The organism is Croceitalea sp. MTPC6, assembly GCF_036985525.1.
Taxonomy (GTDB): Bacteria; Bacteroidota; Bacteroidia; order Flavobacteriales; family Flavobacteriaceae; genus Croceitalea.
On sequence record NZ_BTGR01000013.1, the window covers coordinates 20,203 to 38,755 of the forward strand.

Annotated in this window: 13 protein-coding genes; 1 reads left to right on the forward strand and 12 read right to left on the reverse strand. The window is 33.3% G+C overall.

What is annotated here, in order from left to right:
- Position 1 precedes the first annotated feature (1 nt).
- Positions 2-2,398 (forward strand): GumC family protein, encoded by a 2,397-nt coding sequence (locus AACP56_RS16905; RefSeq protein WP_339334895.1) that lies wholly within the window; start codon positions 2-4, stop codon positions 2,396-2,398.
- Between the two features lie 2 nt (positions 2,399-2,400).
- Here AACP56_RS16905 and AACP56_RS16910 read toward each other — a convergent pair whose 3' ends face one another.
- The 12 genes from AACP56_RS16910 to AACP56_RS16965 form a co-directional block, all read right to left on the reverse strand.
- Entirely contained in the window at positions 2,401-3,144 is a 744-nt protein-coding gene (locus tag AACP56_RS16910; protein WP_339334893.1) for a tyrosine-protein phosphatase, read from the reverse strand.
- Positions 3,145-3,308: 164 nt separating this feature from the next.
- Positions 3,309-5,177, reverse strand: a complete 1,869-nt coding sequence (locus AACP56_RS16915; RefSeq protein ID WP_339334891.1) for an ATP-binding protein — start codon at positions 5,175-5,177, stop codon at positions 3,309-3,311.
- Between the two features lie 40 nt (positions 5,178-5,217).
- Positions 5,218-6,948, reverse strand: a complete 1,731-nt coding sequence (locus AACP56_RS16920) for an AAA family ATPase (RefSeq protein WP_339334889.1) — start codon at positions 6,946-6,948, stop codon at positions 5,218-5,220.
- The gene (locus AACP56_RS16925) at positions 6,945-10,580 is read right to left on the reverse strand and encodes an Eco57I restriction-modification methylase domain-containing protein (RefSeq protein ID WP_339334887.1); all 3,636 of its coding nucleotides are present in this window, start codon (positions 10,578-10,580) and stop codon (positions 6,945-6,947) included. The genes AACP56_RS16920 and AACP56_RS16925 overlap by 4 nt, the downstream gene beginning before the upstream one ends.
- 3 nt (positions 10,581-10,583) lie before the next feature.
- Positions 10,584-13,856 carry a helicase-related protein gene (locus AACP56_RS16930; RefSeq protein ID WP_339334885.1) on the reverse strand — a complete coding sequence of 1,091 codons (3,273 nt, stop codon included), beginning with the start codon at positions 13,854-13,856 and terminating at the stop codon, positions 10,584-10,586.
- Between the two features lie 4 nt (positions 13,857-13,860).
- Positions 13,861-14,052 carry a helix-turn-helix domain-containing protein gene (locus AACP56_RS16935; RefSeq protein ID WP_339334883.1) on the reverse strand — a complete coding sequence of 64 codons (192 nt, stop codon included), beginning with the start codon at positions 14,050-14,052 and terminating at the stop codon, positions 13,861-13,863.
- Between the two features lie 140 nt (positions 14,053-14,192).
- A complete protein-coding gene (locus AACP56_RS16940) occupies positions 14,193-14,567 on the reverse strand; it encodes a DUF6730 family protein (protein WP_339334882.1) in 375 nt (124 codons plus the stop codon).
- A 10-nt stretch (positions 14,568-14,577) separates the two neighbouring features.
- Complete coding sequence (locus AACP56_RS16945) at positions 14,578-15,435, reverse strand: relaxase/mobilization nuclease domain-containing protein (protein WP_339334881.1); 858 nt, start codon at positions 15,433-15,435, stop codon at positions 14,578-14,580.
- Positions 15,432-15,944, reverse strand: a complete 513-nt coding sequence (gene mbpA / locus AACP56_RS16950; protein ID WP_339334879.1) for a mobilization protein MbpA — start codon at positions 15,942-15,944, stop codon at positions 15,432-15,434. The genes AACP56_RS16945 and mbpA overlap by 4 nt, the downstream gene beginning before the upstream one ends.
- Positions 15,941-16,786 carry a toprim domain-containing protein gene (locus AACP56_RS16955; RefSeq protein ID WP_339334877.1) on the reverse strand — a complete coding sequence of 282 codons (846 nt, stop codon included), beginning with the start codon at positions 16,784-16,786 and terminating at the stop codon, positions 15,941-15,943. Before AACP56_RS16955 ends, mbpA begins: the two co-directional genes overlap by 4 nt.
- Before the next feature lie 206 nt (positions 16,787-16,992).
- Positions 16,993-18,198, reverse strand: coding sequence for a primase-helicase family protein (locus AACP56_RS16960; protein WP_339334875.1), 1,206 nt, complete (start codon positions 18,196-18,198; stop codon positions 16,993-16,995).
- Positions 18,199-18,256: 58 nt separating this feature from the next.
- On the reverse strand, positions 18,257-18,538 hold the full coding sequence (locus AACP56_RS16965; RefSeq protein ID WP_109438546.1) for a helix-turn-helix transcriptional regulator: 282 nt from the start codon (positions 18,536-18,538) through the stop codon (positions 18,257-18,259).
- Between the last annotated feature and the right edge of the window lie 15 nt (positions 18,539-18,553).

Sequence of the window (18,553 nt, forward strand, 5' to 3'; positions counted from 1 at the left end):
TATGCAGACCGAAAAACAAATAACCCCCAATAATAATGTTGACCTAGGTAATCTGATTAAACCATATTTGAAGAATTGGAAATGGTTTGTAGCTTCAGTTATCGTTGCCATAACCTTCGCCACTTTATACATACGGTATACAGTGCCTGAATACGCCATCAGTTCAAAGGTTAAAATATTGGAAGACCAGAATTCTACTTCAGAACTAGGTGCATTCACGGATTTAGGTATTTTGGGTGGGACCAGGAATAATGTTCAGGATGAGATAGAATCCTTAAACTCTAGAACTAACCTTATCGAGGTTGTTAAAGAACTTGGATTAAACAAAAGGATAATAGCTATTGGAAACATCAAGAATACTGTGCTATATGATAACCCACCATTTAATATAAACTTTTTGGGACCGGACTCTATTGTTCAAAAAACCGAATATGAATTTTACATCAGGTTGATTTCGGACACCAAATTTGAATTTGCCAATATTGAGAACGATACGTTTAAAGAGTATTCTTTTGGAAAACCCATACCCTCTTCCTTGGGCGATTTAATTATTACTCCTAGCGGCACGTTAGATATTAGGTCATATAGCGGGAGGGATTTTGAAGTCAAAGTAAGTCCACTGGCAACTCGGGCAGAATACTATCAAAGGAAAATAGTGATAATGGCTACAAATGAATTTTCCAATATAATATCAATAACCCTAAATGACGCTATTAAGAAAAGAGGAAAGGATATCATCAACACTTTGGTAGATAAGTACAATCAGAACGCTGTTGATGATAAAAAAGCAATTGCGGACCGAACCTCGAATTTTATCAATGATAGAATAGCAGATATATACGGAAATTTGTCCACGGTAGATCAGAGTGCAGAAGACTTCAAGGCCGGCAGGGGAATAACCGATATTACCGCTCAAACAAATGTAAATTTGAATATCGGAGCAGCCAATCAACAGGAATTACGGAACTCGACTGTTCAATTGGACATCGCTTCCTCCATGAAAGACCTAGTAGATAATCAAGATGGATATGAATTGCTTCCAGCCAATGTGGGATTGGCGGATCAGACGATTGCCAGCACAACTGCACGATATAATGAACTGGCCTTGGAGAGAAAAAGACTTCTGGAAAGTTCGAATGAGAAGAATCCAATCATTGTTAATCTAGATCAACAGTTGGATGGTTTAAAAAGAAGCATGAAATCAAGTTTAAACAGCGTTACCAATAATCTTTCGCTACAGGTTAATAGTCTAAGTAATCAAGTATCCAAGATTAATTCTCGAATCTATTCTGCCCCTAAAAATGAACGTGCACTTCGCGATATCACACGCCAACAGCAAACAACTGAGTCACTGTATCTTTATTTATTACAGAAACGTGAAGAGTCGCAGATTACATTCGCATCAGCATCACCTAAATCAAAAGTCATTGATAGAGCTTATCTTTTGAACAAAGCTCCAGTCTCTCCTAAGAAACCAATAGTGCTTTTAGCTTCCGTTATTCTTGGTGTGCTGATACCTTTTTCCGTAATATACGCCAAGGATATTTTGGACAATAAAATCCATAATAAGGTCAATTTAGAAAAGCTAACAGGTGATGTTCCGGTCTTAGCCGAATTACCTAAAATTTCTAAAAAGGAAGATACTTTAATAAAGCCAGACGAGCGAACAGTTTTGGCCGAATCTCTTAGAGTTTTAAGAACAAACTTGGATTTTATCCTAAAATCTCGCAAGTATATAAACGAAGATTATGGAAAAACCATTTTTGTTACCTCCAGTGTACCAGGTGAGGGTAAGACCTTAGTTTCTTTTAATCTCTCCATGATTTATCTCAATGCTGGTAAAAGAGTTCTTTTAATTGGTGCGGATATTAGGAATCCAAAAATTTTCGAATTTTATAGAGGGAAGAATGTTGACAAATTGACCAAATCTACAATGAATAAGGAGAATAAGGGGTTAACAGATTTTTTGTACAATGAATCTTTAAAACCACATGAAATCATCTCCTCAGTATTGGCAAACGAACAGACCATTGATGTAATTTTTGCAGGGGCTATACCACCTAACCCCACTGAATTATTAATGAGTGAAAGAATGAATGAGTTATTCGGAGCCGTCAGAAAAAAATATGATTATATTATTGTTGATACTGCGCCAGTTATGGTGGTTTCCGACACCCTACTTATAAGTGAAAATGCCGATCAAACCCTTTATGTTACTAGAGCTGGGATTACGGAAACCAATGTAGTTGGGTTTCCTATTCAGTTACAAAAAGAAGGTAAGTTAAAAGGATTATCCTTTATTGTAAATGGTGTAAAGTCTTCCAATTTGGGTTATGGTGGAAAGTACGGTTATGGTTACGGCAGTAGTCGGAAGAAATGGTATCAAGTTTTTAGTTAAGCTTATCTTATACCAAATATTCTATTGTTATGGATTAAGTACAATAGATTTCTTGCATAGCGCCCTTTAAGTTTAATAGATTTTAAAGACTGTATATGTGTCGTGTTGTGAGCATCGCTTCCCAAAAAGTCGTATAAATTATTCTCTAACAGTTGCAAAGCTGCTTTCTTAACATCTGCTCCATAATATCCTCCAAGGGATAGTAAGTTGAGTTGAAATTTTAATCCTTGCGACTTTAATTTTTCATAGTTTTTTAGGTCAGTATTTAAATATTGATAGCGTTCAGGATGCGCAAACACTGGGAATATCCCCTTTCTTATAATTTTTTCGACAGATTGGTTAAAATTGATACTTGGCTGTAAATATGACATTTCTACTAATATATGATTTGAATTTAAGGGTAAAACCGCATTGTTTTCTAATAGATGCTCAAAATTCTCATCTATCATGTGTTCCGCTGCATAGCTTATATCAATATTGTCTATATTATTATTTTTTAGCTCTTTTTTTAGAACCTTAAAAGATTTTTTGATAGACTTAGGAGTGTTATCATAGTAATTGTGCATTATGTGAGGTGTACATATGAACTTATTTACGCCAAATTCTTTAAAACCTTTTATAAGTTCAATTGACTCTTCAACATTTTTTGCCCCATCATCAATCCCCGGTAAAATATGATTATGAATATCGACAATTCCATTTAAATGGTCTACTAGATATTCTTTTTTTGTAAAAAAATCAAACATGGAGGAATTTTAAAAACAAAGATACATCTAAGTAAATGCAAATGTATTTTTATTTTCCGATACAAAAAGTAACTTTTCTTTATTTACAAGGCTTTCAGCCGTTTGAGGTGTAAATAGGATACAAAAATTAAAGTCACAGTCTAATTTCGGCCTTATCAGTACAATTAATCTGATTCATCAATATCCTTTAAAAAAGGTTCCTTAAGAATTTTAAGGAAGGTTGAATTCCTTGTATCTGCATCATTAATAAAAGCATCCAAGGACAATATATAATACCCGACGTTTACAAGGTTAGTATCAGTCAAAGAAACCTTTTGTTGCTTTTCAGAATAATAGAGCGTGTCTGTTGAGAAGAGAGCCGTAAACCCATTATTTTCTAGATAAAGCTTAAGTTCGTCATTGAATTCTACTATAGCGTAAAACCAAATGCGTTGAATTTTATTAGGATAATATTGCATCAATTTCATTGCTCGTTTTTCTAATTGAACTATAGCCGTAACATTATCTTCTAATTTTAGCCCACGCTTTTTAAGCTCAACTACTACTACATCAACTTTTTCTGTTGTCTTCGGGTCGTTTGAGAAGATTAAAGTGATATCTGGTTCCGAGTTATCCGACTCTGCATCATCTTCAGTAATTTTCTTAACTACTTCAGTCATTACTTTATCACTAAGAATAGTTTTATATGTCATGTATTTGTCATCAAGTAACCAAGCATTGTTACTGTAAAGATCATTCATGAAATTTGATTCACTCAATGTACTACCCATTGGAACTATCAAATTATGAATATCAGCTTCACTACTACTCTTATCTATTTTTTTAAGCTTATCTATTGTTAATTGACGATATAAAATATATTCTGTTAAGGCTCTTGAGGAGAGTTCCAACGATTTTTTATATTTTTCTTCTGTTATAGAGCCAGCGTCTAACACGTCTCTTTGGTCTTTAAAAAACTTTTCCTGAGCTTTTCTAATTGATTCATCTCTCCTTACAAAACCAACAGTATCTTTATCAAAATAGCCTAATAAATGTGGATATGTATTTGCTAAAGATTCCCTTGTCTTTTTGTTACTTTCTAAAATTACAGGGATTTCATTTTGGAGCACTTCTGCTACCTTTTTTCTAAAAATCTTCTTTACAATATTCTTATCCCTTTCTGATAGTTTTAATTCTTGCCTTGAACCACTTACCTTACCATCAAAATAGGAGGAGTTAAGCAGAAATATTATCTCATACCCAATAGGAATATTTTCGTCTGAAATTATATCTACCTTATAAGTCCTTCCATCAATACATAAGGCTGTAATAACTGTCTTTTCATTCGATTTTTCAGTTATTGAATAATGGAGTTCCATATTTTCAAACATGGCAAGTGAAGAAGCATCAATAGGTTCGATTGTCAACTCGTTAATTTCGTTAATTGAAATTTGTTTTGTCTCAGAAGCTAATTCAAACCTTTTATCCTCCTGCTTTAAATTCAATGTTATATTAATTTCCAATTGTTTTTTATCCTGCTTCATTAAATACAATCTAGGATAAAATTCTTCCAGAAGTCTCTTCTTAAGATAACTTGGCTTTACAAAATCATGTGTAGCAATTTTTTTCAAGTGATACTTACTAAAATTTAGTTCTGTTTGCTGTTTGTCAGAATCAGAAGCCACTAAATTCATAGATGATTCATCGAAGGATGTATTATATTCAAATGTGCGTATCTTTTTATCATAATAACTTGTCACATTAACTTTCTCGAAATATGACAGAAACACTAATCTACCTAATCCTTTGTGGCTGTCATCCTCAACTTTCATTAATTCAGCAAACTTGCTAAATCTTTTGTCCGTGAAACCTTCTCCATTATCCCGAATCATAATACTCAATGTTTCAGGCTTGCTGATTTCTTCAATAGAGATTTCAATATCAATTTTAGTAGCACCGGCATCTATTGAATTAGCAACAGCTTCTACATAGACCAATTCCAATGAGGGATTAGTAAAAAAATACTTTACGGCTTGTTTAAGATTAATTTTCATTTATTGCTACTTAAATTTCTCATAATAATCATTAGACTCTTTAATTCACCTCTAAAAATGATTTTAGTTTTTTAACCTCTTCAATTGCAGACTCTAATTCACCTTCATATAAATTGGTTAAACCTGCGTGAGATGCTGGATTCATAACTCTTTTCAATATATCTTTTATGTCATCCATAACTCGGTCTTTATTCTCCCTGGTTTCATACTGTTTTATTAAGTAATCAAACACTTCATTTCTAAGTCCTCTTAAACGACCTTTTAGGTTGGCATCTAAAGTTGCATCAGTTTCAAAATCAGTTTTTAACTTTTTGATTACCTCCAATGGGATTGTTTTATCTACAAAAACTTTTTTGAAATCAAGTCGTTCTTGATTAATAATTTGGTTATGAATCTGGTTTAGTTGATTGTTTAGCGGTTCAAACTCTCCATTATATGCTGCCTCATTTAGCCCTTTTAAATATTTACTAACCAATCCTTCAGTCTCCTTTCTTAAGGCAAAACCACATTCATCAAGTTTACCTTGACTAAGATAACCTTGAGCTTTTTCAATCCATGATTTATCCTCCGAAAGAACCGGAGCTAGATTACTTGATTCATCTCTTCTTAGATTAAAATATTTCCATTGATTGGGTGAAGTATGCCTTTTTATTAACTCATAAAACCCTTTATCATGGGTTAATATAATCTTCTGAAATTGGTCAAAAAAATCTAAATCTGGATTGTTGTCTTCATTCAGAATCATTTTGATTACTTGCATTCTATTGGACATATCAAGACTAATGAGCATATCATCTAGAACAAGTATTTTTTCTTCCGTAGTTTGTGGTCTTGTTCTTAGGGCTCCAATCCTTACACCAATAGCAATTCGTGTTAATTGAGCTTCGTTGAGAAATGACTGGACTCTATGGATATATCTCCAATTATTTGTCTCCTCTTCAAAAACTTTTACGATAAGCTTTATCTGTAACGTACTAAATCTTAACGGATCATTGCTCCAAAGTTTCTTTTTAACATTATCGAATTCAAACTTCTTTTTAAAAGATAATTCGATTTGAATAACATCTTTGTTGTCAAAAAAATGTTTCTTGATAAACTCATTTGCATTGTTTTGAATTTGGAGTAACAAACCTTCAATCTCTGTATTTAGAGCTGTAAGTTGAGCCGTATAACTTGTTTTCTTTCTTGATCCATTAGATACAGGATAGTTTTTAGGCGTTCTTGGAACATCACTGGTTATGGTCTTAATTTTTTCTAACAGCGACTTTATACCTGTATTATCCATTAAAAACGGAAATATATCTCTTTCAAAAACTTGCCAAAGATTAACTTCATTTTTATGAGATTCTCTGAAAAAATTGTGAAGTAATTTATAATTGATAAAATCACTTGAAATATTAAATAATTGAATTGTTGAATCTGTTGCGGGAACGTTTGTATTTATGTCATCATGGGATATTTTAAAAATTTTATCCGGTCCATTTTCATCTTTTACATTTACTTCTATGTATGCATTTTCAGCTTCATCTTCAAAAATATTTAAGAGGCTTTGGTGAGTATTTTCATCCTCATTATCAAAGAATTTAAAATACTTCTGTATTCCTTGATTGCCCTTGGCACTACTTTGTAGAAAAGTGTAAAGCGCCCAAAACAAAGAAGATTTTCCAGAACCATTATTTCCATAGATTAGAACATGTTTTGAATCAAAATCAAAAACTTCTTCATTACGAAAAGCCTTAAAATTCTTTATTTTAACACTCTGAATTCTCATGACATACTTTCAATTATTGGCTTAAGAATCTCTGGGCTTTTTATAGCAAACAATTGCATCCTATTCCTTGCTTCGTTACTCGGATTGGTGAATTCTCTATGTAATGAGATAATTATAGATTCTTTTTCATCATTAGGGAAGCTATCAAAAGGACTATTTTTTAATTCTCTAATTAGAACTTCTTTGATAACTCCAAAAACACTTAAACCCCTGTCAACCATATGATTTTTGAAGTATAATTCAAAAACTATAGCATCGAGAAGCTTTTCATACAAATCAACAAGAACATTTTTTGCATTTGCAACTTCTAAACTGAATTCTGATTCTTCATGCGAATTGAGATGAATTAAAATTGAAACCAGTTCTGATAATATCTCTTTCTTAGACTCATCTAAGGCAATAATCGGAAGGTACTCAAGTACGGTGGGCTTAACTTGTGCTAGAATTTTTCCTTGTTCATTTGAATACAGTCTATATATCAAAGTCAGTAAACTTGAATTTAATATACCTATTAGTGCTTTATCCATTATTAAATCACCTGATGTAAAAAGATAAATCCCATCAGTAGGGTAAATTCTATTTGGGTCAATTGCGACGTTAATTTTATCCCCAGTTATAACGCCAAGTATTTTGGTATCCTTCTCAAATATTTTGGAGTTTCTAGCACGATGAAGAGCATAAAATGGATGTTTTCCCTGCTTAACTTCTTTGCATGTTATTTCAGATCTATATTGGTCAATGAAGTCGACAATGTTGGGTATTTCAGAAATAGCTGTATCTCGGTTAGTATAAATAATCTTTTTAGCAGGTTGCTTAAAACCGTATTTAGACATATCTTTTCCTCCAGTGATAGTTAGTTTCAGATAGTCTAATTCGAGATTATACTTTTCAATATCTTCACCGGTAGGCAAAAAAGCTTTTTTTAAATCTGGACTTACTCCTCTTTGAATTCCATCAACATCAATCCAATAAGAAAGAGGTTCAACATGATTCCTTAAAATAAAATTAAGGACTTTATACAATTCCAGATTTTGAGTTGGAAATATAAAATTAGGTAATGATCGAACCAATTTGCTCGATACTTCATCATGGGTGTATAAAAATTTGACTCCTGTTTTCCCTTTTGTAAAATTCACCACGGAATAGTCATATTCACTACTTTCCTCCTTCACTAACTGTATTATGCATGATGCTCGTGTAACACCTTCAAAAATATTATCACCTAAGTTTGCGATACTCTGGATTGTAGTAGTATTAAGAATTTTCTCTCTTAATAAAGCGTTATCCACCTGATTAAGAATGACTTCAGGGATTATCTTGCAAACTACTCCATTTTGTTTTGCGATTCCTATCGATTCGTTAACAAAAAACATAAAGGAATCAATCATTCTTTTTACTATATCCTTGTTTTTATTCTTGATGTATATCAAATCTTCAGGATTAGTTTCTGCACCCCATGGAGGATTTCCAATTACTATATCAAACCCTCCTCGATCAATCAATATATCTTTAAACATCAAATGCCATAGGAAAAATGGTCTGTCATCAGATTCATAGAGATCTTTTAGTTTTAGTTGTTTCTCTGCTATACCACTAAGTTTTTCCGATAATTTTTTATGGTTTTTAGCATCTTTGCTGATTGTTTCATATTTAATTTTCTGATCGGCTGTCCTTAGTGAAGCAGACTTATTTTTTATCTTGTTTTTGAGTTTTTTCAACTCCTTTTCCAATATGTTATATTCATCGAATAGGCACTTGTATATCCTCCCTAGAACTTGCTGATCAATTTTATAATGCTGCTCTTTCTTCAATATCGGATCGTCTAAGTCAAAATATGCCTCAATTAAATCCTCCAAACTATCTCCATCCACCTCCTCAATCTCCATGACCTTTGAAAATAGATTATCGGCAAGAGAATCTTCATCAATTTTAATTCTCTTCCCTTCATGAATTTTACTCAAGTCAATACCCTCAAAACTTTCGAGAAGACTATTTCCTTGCATTATCTTGTAATCTAAATTTGGAAGTGCATGGGGTTCATCTTCATCAACCACAAGAGCTAACCAAAACCTGAGTCTTGCAATATCTACAGCTCCGCTTTCTAAATCGACGCCATAAATGGAATTTTGAATAATTTCTTTTTTCACTTCAGAACGATTAAGCGTCATATCTAAAGCCATTTTTGCTTCAAATATTTCATTCAACATTCCCATCGGAAAGGCGCCTGAACCAATCGCAGGGTCACAAATTTTGACATTATCTAAAAGTTCTTCAATTTTGGCTGCATTATCCCTAATATAATTGTGTTTGGCTGTTCTATCTCCAATATCGTTGTTACGAACAAATTGTGTAAGCTCTTCATGATTCCCTAAGTATGTCTGTAGGTATTGAATTAAACTTTCCTGTGTCATGTATTGAACGATCTCCTTTGGTGTATAGAAAGCTCCTTTTTCTTTGTTTTCTTCTAAGAGGTTTTCGAAAATATGTCCAAGCATTTCAGGATCTATTCCTACTTCATGATCATCTGGACTATTCTCATCTATGGTGAAATTGTATTGCCCAAAAAAATCTAATAACTCTTCAAAATAAGATGCAGGAAAATTTACTTTGTACGGGTCACAATTAATATCCGTTTCAAATAACCCACCATTTAAATACGGTACTTTTGAACCGTTCAATTTGCTGTTTAAACCTTCAACTTCAAAAATATCATTGCGATCAGGTTTATTAAGTGTATTGAAGAAGAGTTCTGTTAAACACTTTGAATGAAAATATGATTTGTCCTCATAAGCATTGAACAGTTCAAGCATAAACTGTTTTTCTCCGTTTTCCCAACGTGTATCGGTTACTGGACAGCCCATCCAACCTTTTTTCTGCAAAAAATGAAGAAAAACAATGCGCCCTAAAAGCTTTTTACAAAAATCTCTGGCATGCTTTTTATTACCGTAGAATGCTGATTCAAGAATAGGTGAAGGCTCTTGAACCTTCGTTAGTACATACTTATTTTGTTTTCTCTTCCAAATTTCACCTGTGAGCTCTAAAACAAATTTTTCATAATGCTTTTGGTAACCATTAAAGAAACGTTTGTTCAGTTTGTCAACATTGAATGCTTCAATCAGTTGCTTAATTGTTACTTTCTTGTCAAAAAGACTTTCAAATTGTTTTGCTGCTGTTTTTACACTTTCATCTTCCCCCAATACATAGGTATATCTTCTGGGGCTAGTTTGGAGCTTTTGCTCATTAAAATCATCATCCCAGTAAATTGCCTTAGAGATGAAGGTCAAACGCCATGTTTTACCACTTTCTGAACGAAATACGGCTATTATTCCATCCATATCTCCAGGAATAATATCCCTAAAAATCATATTACGCAGGCCAACCCTGCTTTTACCAACATCATAATTTCCTTTTAACAACACATCATAAAGTTTGACAACTTTATTATCTGCAAGATGCACAGAACCAAACTCGGTAATGGCTTTGGCATTTTCATGGTATGAAAGATCCTTTTCAAGTCTATTAATACCCGTTTTGTACTCTTCAAAATTTGCAAAAAGGTTTCTTAGAGTTCCTTTCCACTCAGTCATTTCAAATGACTTATTAAATATGTTTTGTATTTCTTCGTATTCCATATTTTATACTGAAAAGGATTCCGACAATATTATTTTTGGAGCTTTTAATTCTTTCCTTACAGACTTGCGCATTACTTCTTTTTCTTCTTGTATTTCAGATACTGGATAGGATTTTACAATCTTGAGCAATGATTCATATACCTCTGAACGAGAAAGACCTTCTCCTTTTATATTCTTAATTAGTTTATTTATTTCCCTAGGAAGTTTTTGAAACTTACCTTTTCTGATTGATAATATTGCATTGTTCAATAAATCCTTCTCATCTGGAGTTACAAACTCCTGAATAGCCTGTTTATCTATAAATGTAATTGCTCTTGATTCATTTGGCCCTAATTTAACTGGAGCCAAATCACCTAAATTGATTAGGTTTTCTTCTTGGTAAAAAGAATTCAAAGCAATTTCAATTTGCCCATGATGCTTCTCATGAATTGGAATTGAACGTTCAGATAATTGAGCTTTGAAAATTCTTGCAGCTTCTACAAAGGTTAATTCTTCAATTTCATCATTTGGATAAATTAGATAAAAAACATCTCTTTTTTGGTTCTTGATGAAAGTAATAGTCTGATTCTTTGCACTTTTGTTATGTCTACCTGTTCTAGCTCTCCCTGGTATTGTCTTTTTAATTTTTTGATATAAATCGGGGTTTTCAATTCTGAAATGACGTAAATAATTCAAGAACTCCAATCTTTCATCCTTTTCTTCTTCTGGTACTTGTTCGAACAACCCAAAAGTTCCATACTCCTCATTATCAGAATAAATTTGGCTATCCTCACCTAAAGCTGAATGAAAAGCTTGAAGCTTCATATATGCTTTTTTGTTTAGTTCAATTTCACTATCTGTTCTTGATGTCGGGAAGAAATTATAAATGTAAATTCTATCAGAAGGTGTTCCTATTCTATTTACCCTTCCAATCCGTTGCATCAATTTTGTAGCATTCCAAGGGATATCGTAATTCAAAATAACATTTGACCTGTGAATATTTACACCTTCAGCAAGAACCTCAGTTGTTACAATGATATTGTAATCATCCTTTTGTTTACCTAACACCTCATTTGCATCAAAGTTTTGAGCAATAACATCTGTCAATTCTTTTGAATTAGAACTATCTACACTCAAAACTTTTGTAAAACCATCACTTTTTAACCTTCTTGTTAGATAAGCTGTGGTTTCTTTAGATTCTGAGAAAACCAATAATTTACCATTGTCATTAATGGAACTATCCATTAATTCTCCTCTAATTTTTTCAATAAATGTCTCATATTTTGGGTCTTCCATTACTTTTTCCCATTCATCAACCAATGTTTTTAGAGTAATATGATCATTACGGATTCCTTCAATAAACTCTTCATAAAAATCCTCAGTGAGATATGCATTTATTGTTTCAGTATCTTCAGCGTCTTGTAAAATCTGTTCTAGTTCGGCTTCATTATCATCTAATATGAATTCACTAACCTTTAGCTTGGGGGCTATATAAATTTTACCGCTATCAATCATCTTGAGCATAGCTCGGTTTGCATTATAATATCGGTTTAAACTCATCTTGAAAGCATAGAAACTACTATCAATTCGTTTTACCAAAAGGATTCTCATAATATGGGCTAATTGCTCTGATATCCTTTCGGCTTGGTTTGGGTTAACTCCTGTAGCTTTTTTATACGCCTCTTTTGCTTCTGGTCTTAAGAATTTAATTGCTTGATAACGATAATATCCAAGTTCTTTACTTTTTCGTTTTAATATTCTTAATGTTCGGTCATAAAGATTATCAGTGAATTCATCTAATTCATAAAGAATTTGTCTTGGGGTTTCTATATCGGGAAAAGTAACTCCTTGCTTTTTGATATCCTCCCAATAATCTTGAGTATTTCTAATATCAGTTCGAGTCCTTCTTACAATAACAGATTCTAAAACTTTAGTCCTAATTTCATTGTAAATTTTCTTAACTCCTTTTGCAATCTTATCATTATCTCTTTCAAGTTTTAACTTTCTGTATTTATCAATAAGGGGTCTAAAAAAGTGTTGTAGATTTCCAACTTCAAGTGTAGATTTCTTAGAATCTTGAAACAAATAAAGCTGATTTCTAATATCCTCTGGTCTGTTATTTAATGGAGTGGCAGTAACAAGTATTACTTTCTTTTGATTACTGTTATCATTTCCTTTTTTCTTTCTTGGAGTCTTACAAAGTTTTTGGAGTTGATTAAACATCTCTGATTCATCTGATCTGAACTTATGAGCTTCATCTACAATAATTAAATCATAATCCTCGGGGTGCTTAATTTTATGAAGACTTCCATTAGTAATAAACTTTACATTAGGTACTTCAAAATCACGGATTGTCTTTTCCCATCCCTTGGTCAATGCCGGAGGGTGTATAACTAAAATTTTTGTGCGATATCCATTTGTGAAATAGTACTTCTTTGCAATTATTGTAGCAATTATTGTTTTACCTAAACCGACAACATCGGCGAGTATAAAACCATTGTGCTTTTGCAGTTTATTATATCCATCATTTACAGCATCAATTTGATATGCCAGTTTCTTATAGCCTTTGGGTAAATCTGTTATGGATTCAGGGTCATATTCTATACTTTTACCAAAGTACTCTATAAGTAGTTTTATATATAATTCAAATGGAGTGAATTCATCATTGAGATAAGTTTCTTTTTTTACTCTTGATATTTCCGAAGGCAAAATATCAATAGCTTCACCCCAAAGGTTTTCAAATGTCTCCCCTGCAAAAGCAACATCGTCATAATCCCTAAGTTCAACATTGAATTCAAAATTCCTATCTAAACCAGATTCACTTAAATTACTTGAACCTGTTATTACTGAACCACTATTATGTTCATTCCAACTCTCAGGTCGAAATATATAAATCTTGGCGTGAATATTCTTGTTAGGGTGCGCCTTTATTTCAATCTTACCAGATATAACATCCTCAACAAATTGAATAATTCCTTCTTCAACCTCTTTTTTATAACTCGCTTCTTGAATATCATCCTTAAATTCTCGGATAAATTCATCTCTCGTGACTTCAGTGTTAAAATTAAATTCAAGTCCCTTACGAGCAGCTTCACTTATTAAGTGATCCACATCAATCCCTACAAGAATTCTTATTCTTTCAACATCTCTCAAGTGTTCTCTTATCTTGAAATAGCCTGATGATCTAAAATAACCTACTAGTGCATCAAAGTAATGTACCGATGTATGCTTGAATATTCCATCAAACTTTTTTATTAGGGTGTTATCACCACTATTTGTAAAAAATTTTGTTCCCATTTAGTTAATTCTGCTCCAGCAATAAATCTTTTGGACTGACATTAAGTATATCTGCAATCCTATACAAATCCTCCAAACTCGGTTGGCTTCGATTTTGGACATATCCGTTAACTATGTTATAGCTCTTACCTAATTTTTCGGCTAGCCATACTTGTTTGATACCTTTTTCTTCAAGAACTTCTTTGATCCGATTCATAAAGTCAATTTCTGGAAGGATAAATATAGGGATAACAATGAAATAATACACTAAAATTCAGTGTATTTTTAAACTTCTATTTGAAGTATTCTTAAGCTACCTAAACCTAGTCGACTTTAAAGTAAATTATAATATTTTGTCTATTTTCTAATAGATGTTCTTTCAATAGAAGTCATTTCTTCTACTTTTTCCGCATCCATCTTCGTTTGATAAGCGTAAACCAATGAAGCCACAGAAAGGAGAATGGCCACAATGAAAGTTATAACTGCCCATTTGGGATATACTCCTGCTGTTTGAAATAGGGATTTCATTCGATTGTAAAACCGTTCCTGTTGTTCCTTTTGGTTTTCCAGTTGTGTGCTATGTTCTTTTAAAACGGTCTTGATTTCCTTCAGGTCGATAGAAACCTTTACATCCTTCATATGGTTGTTAATGGCTTCCAATCTGTTGACATCATTACGGAATGCCTCCATTTCGGATGTCAACAATTCCATATATTCTTTAATCTTTGTCATTGTTTAGTGTTTAAATTCCTAACCCTGCATCAATAGTGTGTTTAATGACTTTTTTAGTGATTTTTTTGATAATACTCATAGCCAATCTTGGAGCGACTGGTACTGCTTTGTCTAAGATTTTCACCGGTGCAATACTCTTTATCTTGGATTGATTATATAATTTCTGACCAATGTTACCTCCAGTCATGCTCCGGTGTACCTCGCTGCCTTTTAAGTTATAACCATTGAACTCAAACCGAAACCCTTGGAGCTTTCCTCCTTTATTTATACTTGGAATTACTCTTACCCCGTTGGTTTCCATGGATTTTATATAATCATTGAAATTCTTGGGAGCAAATTGCTTTAAGGTCAGTTCGTGTCTTCGCCTGATTTCCTGTCTAACGTCGTTCAATAAAAACTCTTTTTCCATTTGTACCTGTCTTACGGTTGTTAACTGTAATTGTTCAGCTACTTTTTCTGCTGCCTGTTGACTACGCTTACCAATAAAACTATCGTTATACGCCACTCCTTTATAATCAATTCGGTTTACATACAAATGGATATGAGTATGCTGCTTGTCCCTATGGACAAAGGCAATTGCCTGCCTTTGCTCCAGTTTCATTTGCTCCGTAAACTTCTGGCATATTTTCTCGAGCTCTTTTTGCTTTAAACGTTGTCCGTCTTCTACAGTAGGACTAAGAACAAAGGAAAGCGTGTTCTTTTGGCAATGGTAATTTTGTTCCTGAAGCATTTTAAATTCCTGGGTTATTTCTTCAGGATTGCTGCCAATCAATTCTTGCTTAAAAACTACTTCGGCATTCTTTTCTTGGTTCCACCCATAAGCCATGGAGGCTTTGGTATGCGAAATGGCCATACCTTTTCCTATCATGGCGAGAATTTTTTAAGGTGTTCTCTTATTTCATCCGCCAGCCAATATACCTTTTCTGTTAGATGTGGATTCCTCTTGCGATACATGTTTCCAATAGCTTTAAAATTGTTATGGAACTTTACTAAAGTTCTGTAAATGGTAATTTCATCTTCGGTCAAACGTTCGGTAATCTTTCTGTCAAATGCTATCCTTCTAAAGTACTCGCTGACGGTCAACCCACATCGCTTAGCTCTATTCTTCAAAAGCTTCTTTTCTAGGGATGTACATCTGAATTTAATCAGTTCTGTTTTCCCCTTAAACAACCTCTTTTTTTCATTGCGACCATCGGGAGCAATCGAGAATGTGTCCACAGACACACATCTCGAATTCGTTTGTGGCGAATCTTTTCCTGTTAACTCAATGGATATGGAGTCTCTATCATTTAACAGCTCAGGAGTGAGTTCTATTTTGTTTTTCTCGGTTTCGGATTTTCGCTCTACCCAATCAAAATTTTCATCTTCCAATCTCATAACATTAATTTTTCATTGGCATCCTTACACCCTTTATAAATCCCCCTAGAATCCACTGAATTGGAGTACAATTTCATTAGATATTCTGTTGCTTTATCTCCAGTAGAATCATTGTCCAAATAGAGTTTTACCGATTTATAATTTTCAAGGAAAGGTAGAATACGCTTTATAAATGCTACAGAATTGAGAGTTACGACATCATTGTTTTTTAATCCTTCTTTTAATAAAGCCTCCAGAGAAAGTAAATCGAACATTCCTTCAACTACAATGAGGTTTTGATGTCCATTATTAAAATAACTATAGGTTTTGGGTGAGGTGGACGTTTTGTAATATTTATTGCGAAGTTCCCATCCTCCCAATTGATTCTTTAAACCAATGCCAAAAAATGTTCTTCCTCTGTTCCTGTACCAAACTTCTTTACAATACATTTTCGCTATTGAAATTGGAATCTTTCTTGATTTCAAATAGATGAGTAGTGCTTGATGTTGAATGGTTTGTACCTTTTGGATTTCCAGCTTTCCCGTTTCTTTTTTGAAAATTCGTTGCTGTTGAAAAGAAAAACCACTTGTTTCATTGGATAGAAACGCCAAGGCTTCCCTTACAGAACAATCATTTAATTTGACCACTAAGTCAATAGCGTTTCCTCCTTCAAAAGTTCCAAAGTCTATCCAATAATTATCTCTCAAAGAAACTTTAAAAGAGGCTTGGGTTTCTGACCTAAAAGGACTTAGAAACCAAGCTTCTTTTTCCGATTTCCGATTGGGAAAGTGCCCTAGTTTTGCCAGTGTCTGTACCAGGCAAACACTACGGGCTTTTTCGCAATTCAATATTTCTTTTTTCATCTGCTTTACTTTTTATGTTTTTTTGATGAAATGATGACAATATTTGTATACCCCTCTTAAATAATGGGTTTAACAAATTCATCGTTTTTTCATCGTTTCATCAGTTCTTATTATATCTGTTATATTTCCATCATCACTTTTTATTTTGATGAAAGAATGATGACAATTTGATGATAACCATAGCCCTTATAAAATCTAGTTTTAGATTATTCCATCATCAAATCATCAAAATTTTGAACAAGAAAATCCTTTTGAATAGTGAAATACCGTCCTTTTGCATCTTCCATGTTGATTTCTCCATTGCTCCAAATGGTAATCTTTTGATAGCTATTGGAGTTCTTTTGATTCTCTAATTTCCAATCCCTTTTCAGTAATCTTCTCAGTTGGGTAAGGTCAGTTTTAACCCTAGTTTTATTTAATATGTGTAGGGCATCGATTGGACATAGGTTAATGGAATTCAACTCAAACTTGTCTATTGCACTCAATAGAATACTGGCTAGTTCTTTTTCAACCCTATTACGATTATGTCTAACCAATCGATTTAGAGCTGGAGTATAAACCTGTTCAGGTTTAAACCACATTCGTGTCAACTGGCTAGTTTTTAGCTTCCGATTTAATAGGAAATAAAGAAATGCGGGAATTTCTTGAATAAGTTGCTCTAAAAAATCTGTTTCCTCGTTTTTTACAGGTAGAATTTTGCGAATCCAAAACCGGGTTTCATTAGCATCAATTTTAATAAAGTTATCTTCATTGTTGCTACATAGAATGAACTTACCAAAGAACTCAACTTCCCTTTTATCTTTTCCTTTAGCCTCTAGCTTGTTTCGATTAGTGGTACTTAGATACTTAATACGTTCAGTAAGTTCTTCTTTATTGAAAAGGACTTCATCAATACAGATTAAAAGTTTATTGGCCCAATCTGCGTTGAACTGGCTTCCAAAGCTATCGTTGGTCAAATAAGTTAGATTGTTCTCAAAAATCTCCTTTAACCATTTTAAAAAAGAGCTTTTTCCGGTGCTTCTTTCTTTTGAAACCAAACAGAGAATGGGTAGAATCTGTGTTGGCTTTTGATACAAGAGCTGAAGATAATCCAAACCTAATTCCTTTTGGTTCCCGAATATGTGAGTTATAAAAGACAGGGTCTTTTCAATAGTTCCCGTCTTAGGGATGTTCCTTAAAGGCGAATAGATATTATAGAAACTGCAATATTCCTTTTGGAAGTCAATGTGATTGGGAATGCATGTGAATCCATCATATTTAGGCACTTTACTTAAAAAGTCTTTTCCGTGGTCTTGTTTTATAATATGCTCATTCCAGGAAACAAGCAGTTCGTTAAAATGCCCGGATATGGTCGGTGCCTTGACCAGTTTGTAATAGGTAGTACCAACCCTTATATATGGTATTGTTTTCATATTAATGTGATTTGTAAGCCTGTATCAATACAGCTTAATGAGACAAATGGGTTGGGTTTTATCCTTTCTTCAGGACATATTTCAATGCCTCGTTCTTTATTTCACACTTTGATTTCCGGTTGTTCCGTAGCAACCATTCATTTAGGCGATTAATATCAAAGAATATCATTTTGCCATTGGGCTTGCTATGGGGGATGATTCCAGCAGAAGTTAATTTGTATAAGTAGCTTCTTGAGATACCTGTATAGTCACAAGCTTCTTCAAGTGTAAGTACTTTTTTTGCACCTAATAGTAAGCTCTCAATTCTATCGAGCTTTTCTTCAATTTTTATATTGTCCATCTTATTCGATTTATA